General features: G+C 46.6%; 11 protein-coding genes. 5 read left to right on the top strand and 6 right to left on the bottom strand.

The genetic code is table 11. From position 1 onward, the window contains the following. Positions 1-20: 20 nt before the first annotated feature. The 4 genes from COW15_RS11775 to COW15_RS11760 all read right to left on the bottom strand — a co-directional run bounded on the left by COW15_RS11775 (position 21) and on the right by COW15_RS11760 (position 5020). Entirely contained in the window at positions 21-1049 is a 1029-nt protein-coding gene (locus COW15_RS11775; protein ID WP_293632751.1) for a GGDEF domain-containing protein, read from the bottom strand. A 195-nt stretch (positions 1050-1244) separates the two neighbouring features. After that, on the bottom strand, positions 1245-2870 hold the full coding sequence (locus tag COW15_RS11770; RefSeq protein ID WP_293632750.1) for a phosphoethanolamine--lipid A transferase: 1626 nt from the start codon (positions 2868-2870) through the stop codon (positions 1245-1247). A 573-nt stretch (positions 2871-3443) separates the two neighbouring features. Continuing rightward, positions 3444-3908 (bottom strand): MarR family transcriptional regulator, encoded by a 465-nt coding sequence (locus COW15_RS11765; protein ID WP_293632749.1) that lies wholly within the window; start codon positions 3906-3908, stop codon positions 3444-3446. Next, positions 3905-5020 (bottom strand): cation diffusion facilitator family transporter, encoded by a 1116-nt coding sequence (locus COW15_RS11760; protein WP_293632748.1) that lies wholly within the window; start codon positions 5018-5020, stop codon positions 3905-3907. The genes COW15_RS11765 and COW15_RS11760 overlap by 4 nt, the downstream gene beginning before the upstream one ends. A 681-nt stretch (positions 5021-5701) precedes the next feature. Here COW15_RS11760 and gloA point away from each other — a divergent pair. Next, the gene (gene gloA, locus COW15_RS11755) at positions 5702-6112 is read left to right on the top strand and encodes a lactoylglutathione lyase (RefSeq protein WP_198783343.1); all 411 of its coding nucleotides are present in this window, start codon (positions 5702-5704) and stop codon (positions 6110-6112) included. Between the two features lie 27 nt (positions 6113-6139). On the opposite strand, the gene msrQ is transcribed toward gloA, so the two are convergent. Both msrQ and msrP read right to left on the bottom strand, forming a co-directional pair. Then, positions 6140-6778, bottom strand: coding sequence for a protein-methionine-sulfoxide reductase heme-binding subunit MsrQ (gene msrQ, locus COW15_RS11750; RefSeq protein ID WP_293632747.1), 639 nt, complete (start codon positions 6776-6778; stop codon positions 6140-6142). 28 nt (positions 6779-6806) lie between these two features. Then, the gene (msrP, locus tag COW15_RS11745) at positions 6807-7841 is read right to left on the bottom strand and encodes a protein-methionine-sulfoxide reductase catalytic subunit MsrP (protein WP_293632746.1); all 1035 of its coding nucleotides are present in this window, start codon (positions 7839-7841) and stop codon (positions 6807-6809) included. A gap of 262 nt (positions 7842-8103) precedes the next feature. Here msrP and rmuC point away from each other — a divergent pair, with 262 nt between their 5' ends. From rmuC to COW15_RS11725, 4 genes are all read left to right on the top strand, one after another. Beyond that, positions 8104-9696, top strand: coding sequence for a DNA recombination protein RmuC (rmuC, locus tag COW15_RS11740; protein ID WP_293632745.1), 1593 nt, complete (start codon positions 8104-8106; stop codon positions 9694-9696). A 104-nt stretch (positions 9697-9800) separates the two neighbouring features. Then, positions 9801-11726: a transglycosylase SLT domain-containing protein gene (locus tag COW15_RS11735; RefSeq protein WP_293632744.1), complete on the top strand. Its 1926-nt coding sequence runs from the start codon at positions 9801-9803 to the stop codon at positions 11724-11726. Between the two features lie 238 nt (positions 11727-11964). Further along, positions 11965-12669 carry an EAL domain-containing protein gene (locus COW15_RS11730; RefSeq protein WP_293632743.1) on the top strand — a complete coding sequence of 235 codons (705 nt, stop codon included), beginning with the start codon at positions 11965-11967 and terminating at the stop codon, positions 12667-12669. Positions 12670-12807: 138 nt separating this feature from the next. After that, entirely contained in the window at positions 12808-13719 is a 912-nt protein-coding gene (locus COW15_RS11725) for a MoxR family ATPase (RefSeq protein WP_293632742.1), read from the top strand. Positions 13720-13751 lie beyond the last annotated feature (32 nt).

The following is a 13751-nucleotide window of genomic DNA, read 5'->3' as shown; positions in this document are numbered from 1 at the left end:
GCCGCTAATACATAAGCGGCTTAGCCCCTAACACAGTTTCGACCATCGGATTTCGCTTCGTAGAGGGCTTTGTCGGCACGACTAAACAGGGTTTCGGCATCGTCCCCTTCCTGTAGTGATGCAAGCCCGATGGAAACCGTTATCGCACCTAAAGACAATTTTTTATCTTTACCTATGGTTAACCGCCGCTCTGAGATCCGCTCCCTTAAGGTTTCAGCCACCTGCAGCGCGTCGTGAAAATGGGTATTAGGCAAAAGCACCACAAACTCCTCGCCGCCATAGCGAGCCACAAAGTCATCCCCCCGCACACATTGTTTTAAGGCGAGCGCCACATAGGCGAGCACCTTATCGCCAATTTGGTGACCATAGGTATCATTGAAAATCTTAAATCTATCAATATCAATTAATAACAAACTGCAACGAGTATGTTGTTCCTTGGCGCAGTGAACATGATCTTGGATGGCAAACTCATAGGCGCGGCGATTATGCAAAGAGGTCAATTGATCTGTCATCGCGGCAAGACTCAAATTTTCCATCTCAGATTTAAGGCTTTGCACTTCTTGACCCATTACATTAAGACTCTGCTCCATATTTTGGTTATTGAGCAGCAGGCTTTGCATTTCATCCATCACGCCATCGACTAATTGATTTAGGGTATTAAGATCTGGGCTTGACTGTAACTTAATGCCAAATTCGGTCAAGGATCCCGAAAAGGCCACAGTTCCTTGATTCAACAGTGCGATTTTACTGAGCAGAGAGTTGATCAAAATCTGGGTTTCAATCTGAACATTTTCAATGACTTCGGGTGACTTCTCTTGGATAAAATTCTTATAGAGGCTGGTATTAACTTCCTTAGTAAACACTACAGCATTGGCAATAAAGCCATCGATGGCGCGATTTAAGTCGAGATTCATCCCAGAAAAGTATTCATACCACACAGTATAGTTTTCGGGGGTGACGGGAATATCGAGGGCAGACATTTGTGGCACCGCTAAACGCAGGATCTGTGCGGCAGCTTCGAGTTCGTTATTTTCTGCAATTGATGACATAAATCACAAACCATATATTTGTTATGTTTTTGTATAAACTAAGTTAACTCAACTGCCGCAATTTGGATATGGGAATAACTAAATATTATGATTGGGCACAAAAATGACAAAGAGGATGTCACCATCCTCTTTGAAATTCGGCCGTTAAGCAATTATCTGGTTAACCTGGCCGTTTCAGATCTATATCACTGGGGGTCAAGTTCGACAGCGGGCAAAAATATCCAACTCACCTTGGTAAGCCTGTGTCTTCACATTCATTAACCCTAGGAGGCTATCGAACAGGTTATCGTGGGAGAAACCACCCTTAGCGGCTTCCTTGGCCAAACAAGTCATATTCAAATGGTTATCTTGGTTAAACCCATCCGAAACCCACGCAAGCATTGGAATACTAGTTTGTTCCGCTGGTGCGATACTGTAGGGTGCACCGTGCAAATACATGCCAGACTCGCCCAAAGACTCACCATGATCGGAAAGGTATAACATGGCAGTATCAAATTTATCATTCTGATTTTTAAGTTTTTTGACTACTTCACTCACAATAAAGTCAGTATACAAAATCGTATTATCATAGGTGTTCATCAACTCTTCGGCGCTGCAATTTTGAATATCGCTACGCTGACAGTCAGGAATGAATTTACGGTGTTGCTCAGGATAGCGCAGGAAATAAGTCGGGCCATGGCTGCCAATAATATGCAGAACGATGACAGTATCTTTACTTTCGGCTTTTGCTAACGCTTCATCTAATTTATCGAGCAGAACCTGATCAAAACAGTATTGCCCCGAGCACAGCTCAGGATCACTATTCAAATCGATGGTGATATTCTCGACCTGATCACACACACCTTTACAACCCGAATCATTGTCGAACCATTGCACTTTAATGCCTGCATGATTGAGCACATCTACCGCCGTATCTTGGGCATAGGCGCGGCGAGCATCATAATCTTCCCGCCCCATGCGGGAAAACATGCAGGGCAGAGACACTGCGGTGGCGGTGCCGCAGGAATGGGTGTCTTTAAAGGCGATCAAACCTTGGCCCTGAGTATGGGCATTCGTTGGTTTATCATAGCCATAATATTGGTAGTTCATCGAGCGCGCCGTCTCTCCCACCACCAGCACCAGCAAATTAGGCTTACCGTTGGCATTAGTGCTGACATTGTTTGCATCTAGACCAAGTTGTTGATATTCAATGGGTGTTTGCAAGTAGTGCACATTAACGTATTTCGCCGCGGCGCCAATAAAATAGGTTGGCACTATATAGCGTTTGATTTGGTCGTTATTACGACCAAAGGCGGCGTAATCTTGGAAATAGAAGAAGGCAATCAGCCCAACGCCGAGCAGCATGACCACCATAAATAAAATTTTATGGGACAACTCCTTAAAGAAAGGTTTGTATTGGATATCGGCCTTATAAATCAGGTATGAGGGTAAGATCCCCGTCAACAACATATTGGCAATCGAAGCGAAATTCACATACATCAAAGCTTCGGCGCTATTGGTCTGAAGGGTGTTTTCTATCATGCCGTAATCAAATACGACATTGTATTGAAAAGCCGCGAAAGACACGCTCGATGACAACAGAGTGAGTATGATAAAAAACGGTTTTATCAAGTATTTCACCGTAAACAGTGAAAATACAAAACTCAGTGCACACGCCAGAAACAAGGGCATGGTCGCAATAAAAATCGGATCCACTTCCGGCTGGGTTTCAATGCCTTTTTTAATCACTTCGAAGAGGGAAATATTAAAGATACACACGTAAAATAATGCAGTGATGAAAGTGAATCGATTCACCGACAGAGTCTTCAATCTCGCTAACACTGATAACGCTCTCTTAAATTAGTAGTTGGCCGAAGCTAACTGATTTACCTTAAGGTAATCTTACGACTGCTATTTTTGCGCCATAGTACCAAGCGGCTCGCTATGGCTCAAATGGATCCTGACCATAATTATCGGCCAACAACCCGCTAAAAAAACGGCCGAATCCCTGAAAATTCGACCGTTTTTTGCTCCCCAACCTATAGGGACTTGCTCGGTTGCACCATCAACTTGTAAACATGTTGCATCTAACAGGTAAAAATTATCCTAACCGCTGTAATAAGTAGGCAAACGCCAGTGGATTAAGTTCCGTTGCTTGATAATTATCTTCCGTCCTATGGCCACTGAGTGTGTGTGTGCGTATTCAATTAATTTATTTCTAAGCTAACCCCGGCTAAATTTCTGCCATTACATTACCTTAATGGGCCGACAGTTCAACTATTAATCCAACAAGAATGTAACAAAAGATAAGTGATTGTAATGACGGATGATTAACCGAGAATGAATGAAAGGATTCGATACAATGCACCATAAAAAAGCGCCCACGGGGCGCTGTTTGAATGTTTGAACGCCGCCTTAAAATTCGTTATTCATGCGGGAAAGTAAATTGAGTAACACTATGCGCTCTTCACTGTTCATTTTGGCGGTCAAATCCGTCGTGAGTTGTAAATGCAGCGCATCATGTTCGAGGAACAAAGCTCGGCCCTTATCGGTTAACTCCACTAATATCGAGCGCCGATCGCTTTCATGGGGGCGGCGAACCACCCACTGCGCTTCGACCATCTTATCAATTTGGACTGTCAAGGTACCTGTCGTCACGCCGATTTTATCGGCCAGTTCCTTCATCCGCATCGCCCCGTGTACACCGAGGAGTTCTATCGTGTGTACCTGGGATAAACTGAACCCTTTATCACGAACGATGGCATGTTCCCAAGAGGACAGTTTTTCATAAAACTCAATAATCACATGATTCAGCGCCTGATCGGTTGAATGAGCCAAAGTTAAATGCGGATCGCTTACATGCAATTGCTCAACAGTCATTTGTCATCCTTAATGACACACTCGCGCTGGCGGCAAGTATGCAGTTCAATGGTGATATGGGATAACTCAGGGAATTTAGCCAATAACTGATTAAAATAACTGGCTTCTTTCGGTGAGTGGGACACGATTGACACCATAATAGCATGGTGATCGGCACTCACACGCCAAATATGCAAGTCGGCCACTTGGTGATCGGGCACGGCTTCGATGGTTTCTCTCACCTGACGTTGCAAAGAGGCTTTCACCCCACCGTCCAAGAGAATGGGGCTCGTTTGCTGAATGAGTCCCCAAGACCAACGGCTAATAATGATGGCGCCCACTATGCCCATAACGGGGTCCAGCCAAGTCAATCCCATATACTTACCAAAGAGTAGTGCTGCAATCGCCAGCACAGAAGTTAAGGCATCGGCTAAGACATGGAAATAAGCGGCGCGTAGGTTGTGATCATGTCCGCCGTGACTATGGGCAGAATGCTCATGCTCATGCTCATGCTCATGCTCATGCTCATGCTCATGCTCTGCATTATGGGATGAATCTTGCTGGCCGCAATGGCTATGGTCATGATCTTCGTGGTCGTCGTGGTCATGTCCATGATGGTGCCCATGATCATGTGAATGGTGATCTTTGAGCAAAAACACACTGAGCACATTGACAGTTAAGCCTATGACCGCCACAAAAATCGCTTCGTTAAAATGAATTTGCTCCGGATTAATCAATCGCATTCCCGATTCAATCAACATCACTAAGGCTACCAATCCCAAGGCTATCGCACTGGTGTAACCGCCGAGCACACTCACCTTGCCCGTGCCAAAGGCAAACGCAGGGTCATTAGCATGTTTACGGGCATAGGAATAAGCAAAGAGTGTGATCATAAAAGCGGCCGCATGTGTTCCCATATGCCAACCATCGGCAAGGAGTGCCATCGATCCATAAAGGGTCCCGGCGACAATCTCGGCCACCATAGTGATCACAGTCAGATAAAGCACATAGCGGGTATTTTTTTCACCTTCGGTATTTTGGTTCGAAAAACCATGGCCATGTTGCCACTGGGCAACCGAATGCCCAACACCTGAGCTATATGTGGATTCTTGTTTAGTGTGCTTTGATTCCATTATATTTTTCCCTACACGGCACAAAATTGGATATGTAATGATAAATGCTAAATTGGATTATAGTTTGAAAATCAAAATATATGAATATCAAATTAGTTAAAAATCAAACTAATTTTCACCACCCGCTCTCTCCTTTATATGGGATGCTGCCATTGTGGTAACGGGAATACCGCCTTTGGGAAAACGAGCCTAAAAGTGCGAACTGTGGTGCGGTCAGATGGGGAAGATAACTAAGCAAAAAGCCGCTACTGCGGCTTTTTGGGGGGGGACAATTGAGAAGACTTATCTCTACAATCGTTGCAACGCCCTAGCTCAGACTTGTCCAAGCGGCGACAATATCAATAGATTAAAAGATAGAGACAAAGAACGCACTGAAAAATAAAGCAATTACAAGTGTAGTACCTAGCGCCATTTTAAGTTCGGTGTTCATCATTCACTCTCCTAGTGGGTATGATGACATTATTATCAACCTAGTGATAAAAGCCCATGTTTGTCTACGCATTTTGTGAGCAACAGCTAAATTATCACTCGCTATTAACCCATTGGTTCAAAAATCGCCCCCAGTATCGCTAGTGCAACCACCAATGGAATGTATAGCCAAACAACCTGAAGATACTTCAGGTTGTTTGGCTATACATCTTTGATATACTCGCTCCGCCATTCATTTACCGAGATAATTCCATGTCGCAACTGTTACACACTATGATCCGCGTCGGTAACTTAGAGCGCAGTATCGCTTTTTACACCCAAGTACTAGGCATGAAACTACTGCGCACCTCAGAAAACCCAGAGTACCAATACTCTTTAGCCTTTGTTGGCTATGGTGAGGAGTCAACTGGCCAAGCCGTCGTTGAGCTGACCTATAACTGGGGGACAGAAAAATATGATTTAGGCACAGGTTTTGGCCATCTCGCCATTGGTGATGAAGATATTTATGCCCGTTGTGCAGCCATAGCGGCGGCTGGCGGAAAAGTCACCCGCGCCCCAGGCCCAGTTGCGGGTGGTACCACGGAGATCGCCTTCGTTGAGGATCCCGATGGTTACAAGATTGAATTTATTCAGATGAAATCGGCCACCCAAGGGCTTGGATAATTTACCGTTAGCTTGAGAAGCTAGATTTTAGGTTCTAGGTTCTTTAGCTATCATATCTACCGGATGAGCCTGACGCTTCTTATGCCAAGTTGGTAAACGCCACAACAGCAACAGGCTCAGGCCCAAAAGATACAGGCTCGGCTCAATAATCTCTGATTTAACCGACCAATAAAAATGGATAGGCGCCAGTAGTGCTACAAGGTAAACACTATTGTGCAGTGTTTGCCAACGGCGCCCCATCTTACGCATCAACGCCTTAAAAGACGTGACCGCTAAGGCTGTGACTATCAGATAAGCCACGGCTCCCACTAAGATGTAGGGGCGTTTCACGACTTCACTCAGCAGCAATTCCCATGCAAACAGCAAATCTAAACTGAAAAAAGCCGCTATATGCAAACTGGCGTAGGCAAACACATATAAACCGACGAGGCGGCGAGTCTGCATTAAAAACCCCAGCTTAAACGCCTTCGCTACGGGCGAAATCAGTAGGGTTGCCACTAAGGCATTGAGGGCGCCTATCCCCGTAAAGTGAATAATGTACTGCACGGGATCGCCACCGGCACGCCCCGCCATGACACTGAAGACGAGCAAGACGAGGGGCAACAATCCCACGAGATGAAAAACTGTTTTAAGCAAAATCAGCTGCTTAGCTGTCAATCTGAGCATAGGTTATCCCCGCCAACTCAACACTGGGTCAATAAAATTTACGTAAATCCATATCCCCATAGAGCGATGCGACAAACTCACCATAACCATTAAAGGGTTGGGTATCGATACGCTTTGCCGAAAATAGTCCCCCTTCACCTATCCGACGTTCACTCGCCTGGGACCAACGGGGATGATCGACGGCGGGGTTAACGTTGGCATAAAAACCATATTCATGGGGGGCTAATTGATTCCAACTGGTGGGCGGCTGTTTATCCATTACCCGAATTCGCACTATGGACTTAATGCTTTTAAAACCGTATTTCCATGGCACCACTAAGCGTATCGGCGCGCCGTTTTGTGGGGGTAAGGTTTTGCCATATAAGCCCACAGACAGCAAAGTCAGCTCGTTCATCGCCTCGGCTAAGGTTAAGCCCTCAACGTAGGGATAATGAATACCACCGCCCATTAAGCGGCTCTTTTGCCCCGGCATTTGTTCGGGATCGAAGGCGGTTTCAAAGGCGACATACTTGCCCTTGTGGGTCACACCGACTTTTTTCAGCAATGCCGCAAGGGGGAATCCAACCCAAGGGATCACCATGGACCAGGCCTCGACACACCGCAAACGGTAGGTTCGCTCCTCTAGGGGGAACAGTTTGGTGAGGTCAGTAAAGTCCAGTGTCATAGGCCGTTCAACTTCGCCTTCGATCCGCAATTGCCAAGGATCAACCTTAAAGTGTTGGGCGTTATCGGCGGGATCTTGCTTGCTCGTGCCGAACTCATAAAAATTATTATGGGTCGTGACTTTATCAAAGGGCGTTAACACTTCACCGGTGCCATAGCGCTGATTGGGTTGAAAAGTCAGTGGCGTGGTAATAAAGGAAGACTTAGGTTGCTCGCCAAAAAGGTCGAATAGGCCCGCCTGCACATAGCCAGGAATACTCGCACCAATCGCCCCTAAGCCCATGGCTTTAACAATTTGCCTACGCGCGCGAAATACCGACTCGGGCGTCACTTGGTTATCCTGAAGATGCCACTGCGCTTTTTTAAGAATGCCTTGTGTAAAACGGGAATGATTAGCCAATTGACACCTCTACAATTACATTAATGCTGCATTATGTTCATGATCACTGTGACTTTAGGCTAAGCGTACCATTCTGTAGCGCATTGTTCTAAAGCACATATGGGTATAGACAGTGGAATACGGGAAAATCTTTCATTCCCAATTAAATGTATAAGACTTGCTCATTCAAGCCAGTGCGCAAACAGATTGTTCATTAAAGCACTTGAAGCCTTTTAGGGGGCATGCGACCCTAAGCGCCAAAGCTAAAGGAGTGCTAGTGACCATGCCATTTTCTCAATCTTTTTCCGTTGCCGACATCATCGGCCTGCTCGCCGTCGCATTTTTGGGGTTATTGATCGGTGCCCTACTCAATCAACGTTTAACCCGCCAACGCTGGCAACAGTTTAAGGACGAACTCGAACAGGAAATGCGTCAAGTGAATGAAGACGCCGAACTTTCCCTCGCGCAGCAACAAATATTGGTCGACGATAAGGACAGCCAACTGCGCCAATATCAGCAAAGACTTGAGCAGAAAATTGAGCAACTGGGCAAAGCCGAAGCCTTAGCCGAGCGCGTGCCCAGTTTAGAGCAACAGGTGAATGACAGCCAGCGCCGCCAATTGGAATTGCAATTAGCCCTGTCAAAATCCAATGCGATGCAACAAACCATTCAGGCAAAAGCCGAAGCCCAGCAAACCTCACTACAGGAAAAAATTGTCACACTCGAAACCGCCGAAGTGCGTTTACAAACCCAGTTTGAAAACCTCGCTAATCGGATATTTGAGGAGCGCAGTGAGAATTTTAAGCACCAAAATGCCAGTCAATTGGAGGGCGTGCTTGGGCCACTTAAGCAACAATTAGAAGGATTTAGACAGCAAATTCGAGAATCCTACACCCATGAACAATCCGAACGTAGCGCCCTTAAGCACCAACTCGAACACCTGCGCGATCTGAACCTTAAGATGAGCCAAGACGCCATCAACTTAACCAAAGCGCTCAAAGGCGATAATAAGCAACAAGGTAACTGGGGCGAAGTGATTTTGGACCGAGTACTGCAGGAAAGTGGCCTACGGGAGGGCCATGAGTATCATACCCAGCAGGATCTCAAGGATGATAATGGCAAGCGCTTTAAACCCGATGTCATAGTGCATTTGCCAGAGAATAAAGATGTCGTGATCGATGCCAAAATGTCGCTGCTAAGCTATGAGCGTTACTTTAACAGTGAAGATCCCCAGCTACGTCAACAGGCCATCAACGAGCATGTACTTTCTATTCGTAATCATATCAAAGGGCTGAGTCAGAAAGACTATCAGCGCCTGCATGGACTCAAAAGCCTAGACTATGTGTTGATGTTTATTCCGATTGAACCCGCATTCTTATTGGCTTTAGAACAAGATCCAAGCCTAGTGAACTTTGCCCTAGAGCAAAATATCATGCTGGTGAGCCCAACGAATCTATTGGTCGCCCTGCGTACCATCAACAATATCTGGCGCTACGAATACCAAAACCAACACGCTCAGACGATAGCCAAACAAGCGGGCCGTATTTACGATAAGCTCTGTGGTTATATTGAAGATATGGAAAAACTGGGCCGGGCCCTAGATAACGCCGAAAAAACCTATCATAGTGCAATGAATAAGTTAGCCTCAGGTAAGGGCAACTTAGTCCGCCAAGCCCACTTGATGCAACAATTAGGGGTAGATACCAGCAAACAATTGGATAAAATGTTGCTTGAGAAAGCCCTCAACGAGGCATTGGACGACAGTGATGCCGAACAAAATGATCTCGAAGAAAACAATGTCGAAGGAACTGAAGGAGAGCGGGACACAGCTCAGACACTTGAGTCTAAGGATGCCACTGCACTCGAACACTATTAAGCACATACATGAATTAAGCACATACGTTAAACACTGAATCTCTTTCACCTTGAATCGATAAGGATATGTCGATTGTAACCTTGATGCCCGGAGGCAAAAACTGCATGTGCAAACCATTAATACATATGGTTTTATCTAGCGCAATCCTCATCGCGGGGGCATTTAATGCCCCTGCGGCTTGGGCCTTAACCCCAACGCAAAAAACCTTTCTCGATGCTGAAAAAGCCTTGAAGAAACAAGATTATGAAGTCTATAAACCCCTACGTGCCAAACTGGGTGATTATCCACTGGCGATCTACTTAGATCATGATATTGATATAGGCAGACTCAACGATCTCCGGGGCGAGGCGGCTAAAGCGCTTATCGATAAATATCAAACCACGCCTATGTACCAACGCCTGCGTGCTAAGTATTTAGTCAATGCCGGTAGTAAAAAACGCTGGAATGACTTTCTTGCCCTCGCCAAGGACGCCCCAACGGATGTGCGCCTGCAATGTTACTTTTATGAAGCCAAGCTCGCCAAGGGGGAAACACAGTTAGCCTACAATGCAGCGCAATCGTTGTGGGTCTATGGAGGCTCTCGTCCAAAGGAATGCGATCCCCTATTTAACACTTGGACCAAGGCAGGAAAACGCACACAGGATGTGATTTGGGCCCGCATGCTACTGAGTTTCGATGAGGGTGAAACTAGTTTGCTCAGTTATTTATCCCAGAAGATCACCAGCCACAGTAACGAAGCCAAACGCTTAGTCGCCGTGTTTAAGGATCCCAACAGCCTACGTCATACCGAGAAATTTAAGGATAAAAATCCCATCGTTGGCGATATCGTCACCGCTGGACTAAAACGCCTTGCCCGCAAGGATCTCGACCAAGCCATCAATTTATATACTCGGTATCAAAAAGCTAAACGCTTCACCCCGCCCCAAGAACAACAATTGCAGAAATTCCTTGTCCGCCGAGTACTGATTGAGCAAGACGGCAACTTTAAGGACTTTGTCGATAGCGTACTACCCGACATGAAAAGCGATGACATGTTTGAGCGCCGCCTGCGTTGGGCAATACGGGAACAAGATCACACCCATATCGCCCGCTATTTGAACTTACTCGCGCCAGAAACCCTCGCCAAGGAACGTTGGCAATATTGGCTATATCGAACCAATGCCAAAAATGCCCCCGACAGTGCCACTAAAGCCTTAGCCTCCATCAGCAATGAGCGTAATTTTTATGGTTTTGCGGCGTCGCAATTATTGAATAAACCCGTATCGCTCAACCAAAGTCCTGAGCCTGTGGTCGATCAAAATAGCAGTAAGCTAGAGGATGATCTCGGTTTTGTTCGAGTCAAAGAACTGATGGCATTGGATCGTTACTTCGATGCCCGCTATGAGTGGGTGTCATTACTCAAGCGCAGCGATAATCCAATGCGCGCCCGCTATGGCCGTTATGCCCACGAGCAGGGTTGGTATGACTTTGGGGTCGAAGCCAGTATTCAAGGTAAGCTGTGGGACGATATCCCCCTACGCTTCCCTATGGCCCACCAAACTGGCTTTGAACACGCCAGTAAAAAGCATAGGGTCAATGTCGATGAAATTCGCGCGATCAGCCGCCGCGAGAGTGCATTTTACCTCTATGCCACATCGGGGGTGGGCGCCCGTGGCTTAATGCAGATCATGCCCGCCACCGCTAAGGCAACCGCCAAAAAATACGGTGCTAAATATAAAGATCCAAAGGATTTGTACGGGGCAGAGTTAAATTTAAACTTAGGTAGCGCCTACTATGCCCAGCTACTGAAGGACTTTAACCAAAACCGCGTGCTCGCAACGGCGGCCTATAATGCGGGTCCTTCCCGCGTGCGTCGCTGGTTGGCGGAATCGAACGGCAAGCTAGATACCATGAGCTTTATCGAATCTATCCCCTTCACAGAAACCCGGGAATATGTGCAAGCCGTGCTGAGCTATCGTTTGATCTATGAGGCCCAAAAACAAAAGCCTCAACCGCTCTTTAGTGACAAAGAGCTTAATTTTAGCTATTAGCACTCATACTGGGATGGGCATTTAAGGTGGCCTTGGCCACCTTAAATTCAAACGCTAACCCGTCAAGATCGCGCTCTGTCCCTAAGTCAACAACTTGACATTAGTCAATATAATTCAAATGATTATAAAGATGCGCATTAAATCAGCAATCAAACAACATTAAGGTAAACTTAATTGCACTGCCACGGAATAAATGTAATTAATTAGCGATCCATAGATTACGTCTTGTATCTGGCCAATGATCAATCTCCACTCCCTGACCCTAAGTTGTGAATATCAGCCCTTTGTCAATCCGCATGACCAAAGCATCGATGGTTACGAAGCCCTCGCCCGTTTTTATTTACCCAATGGCCAAGCGGTCGCCCCCAATCTGGTATTTGAGCAATTGCATGAGTCGAGTGTGGCCTTAGCCGCGGTGGAATATCAGGCCAAAGCCTTTCAACTCCAACATGCCCCAAGGGAGCAACGACTGTTTATCAATGTCGACCCCCATGCAGTGAACGGCCCATATACTGAAAAATTACTCACGCTCTTATCAGGCTATCAACACATTACCGTTGAAATTATTGAAAATACCTGTATCAGCGATGCGGATCTCGCCAATCAACTCTTCCGTCAATTCAAAGAAGCGAATATTAACGTCGCACTCGATGATATAGGGGCGCCCCATTCCTTGCTGTCGGTGGATTTAATGCTGAATGTGGACTTCCTAAAATTTGATCGCTACTGGTTAACCCTAATTGAGCAACACCAAGGTATCCAACTGCTCGCGGCCTTGGTGGAGTTTGCCAAACGTACTGGCAAACAAACTATTTTGGAAGGAATAGAAACCGAGGCACACCTCGCCTTCGCCAAATCCATTGGGGTGGATTTCGTGCAAGGCTTTTTATTTAAACCTTGGTTTATCCGCCCCAGCGGTACACAGGCGTTGTGTTTAGGCTAACGAACACACCTCGGGCCAAAAACCAACGCTTTACGAACACAAATCCGCTGGATAAGCGCGGTATATTCCACCATAGTGATAGTATTGATTTGAGTGCTAATGTGATAGTCATAAAGCGAACGACACAAGGAGTCCTCCGTGGCACAAACTGGGATCAGCGAACTATTACAACAACTTGAACAAGTGTTGCTGGGTAAACCTCGGCAGATCCGTTTGGCTCTGGCCTGCATCCTCGCCCGCGGCCATCTGTTGATTGAAGACTTGCCCGGCATGGGCAAAACCAGCCTTTCCCACGCCATCGCCCAAAGCTTAGGCTTAAGCTATCAAAGGGTGCAATTTACCAGCGACATGTTACCCGCCGATATTCTCGGGGTATCGATTTTTGATAAACATCAAGCGCAATTTGTATTTCACCCTGGGCCAATATTTAAACAGATGATCTTGGCCGATGAAATCAACCGCGCCAGCCCTAAAACCCAAAGCGCCCTGCTCGAAGCGATGGCCGAGCAACAAATCTCCGTCGATGGCACCACCCACAGACTGCCGAGTCCCTTTTTTGTGATTGCAACGCAAAACCCCACGGATCAATCTGGCACGTTTCCACTGCCAGAATCCCAGTTAGATCGCTTTATGATGCGGCTTTCCATCGGTTATCCCAGCCACGATGCTGAGTTTGCCATGCTTAAGCATCAGCATTCACACCTCGCACTCGATCAACTGCCCCAATGCTTAACACCTATGGTATTAATGCAGTTGCAGGAGCAATGCGACAGGATCAGCGCCTCCGATGCCCTGCTCAATTATATTTTGGCCCTAGTGAGTTTTTCCCGCACACAATCTGAAAGTGTTGGCTTATCACCTCGAGCGACTAAGGCGCTTTTACAAGCCGCCAAGGCCTGGGCCTTTTTAGAGGGTAGACATTATCTGGTCCCCGAAGATGTGCAGGCGGTGTTTTGCGCCGTCGCCGAACATAGGCTCAGAACCAGCAGCCAACTGCAGGGAGAAGCAATTTCGGAGCGGATCCTCGCCAGCGTTAATCCCATTTTGTAGCAAGCGCAAATCATCGGAGGAAACCAAGATGG

Origin of the sequence: Shewanella sp. CG12_big_fil_rev_8_21_14_0_65_47_15 (genome assembly GCF_002783505.1) — a bacterium.
Taxonomy (GTDB): Bacteria; Pseudomonadota; Gammaproteobacteria; order Enterobacterales; family Shewanellaceae; genus Shewanella.
This window is presented reverse-complemented; position numbering and strand designations above follow the sequence as displayed.

Excerpts from the sequence above, each read along its gene's own strand:
- COW15_RS11775 (WP_293632751.1), bottom strand. The coding sequence starts at position 1,049 with ATGTCATCAATTGCAGAAAATAACGAACTCGAAGCTGCCGCACAGATC.
- COW15_RS11765 (WP_293632749.1), bottom strand. The coding sequence starts at position 3,908 with ATGACTGTTGAGCAATTGCATGTAAGCGATCCGCATTTAACTTTGGCT.
- COW15_RS11760 (WP_293632748.1), bottom strand. The coding sequence starts at position 5,020 with ATGGAATCAAAGCACACTAAACAAGAATCCACATATAGCTCAGGTGTT.
- gloA (WP_198783343.1), top strand. The coding sequence starts at position 5,702 with ATGTCGCAACTGTTACACACTATGATCCGCGTCGGTAACTTAGAGCGC.
- msrQ (WP_293632747.1), bottom strand. The coding sequence starts at position 6,778 with ATGCTCAGATTGACAGCTAAGCAGCTGATTTTGCTTAAAACAGTTTTT.
- rmuC (WP_293632745.1), top strand. The coding sequence starts at position 8,104 with ATGCCATTTTCTCAATCTTTTTCCGTTGCCGACATCATCGGCCTGCTC.
- COW15_RS11735 (WP_293632744.1), top strand. The coding sequence starts at position 9,801 with ATGTGCAAACCATTAATACATATGGTTTTATCTAGCGCAATCCTCATC.
- COW15_RS11730 (WP_293632743.1), top strand. The coding sequence starts at position 11,965 with ATGATCAATCTCCACTCCCTGACCCTAAGTTGTGAATATCAGCCCTTT.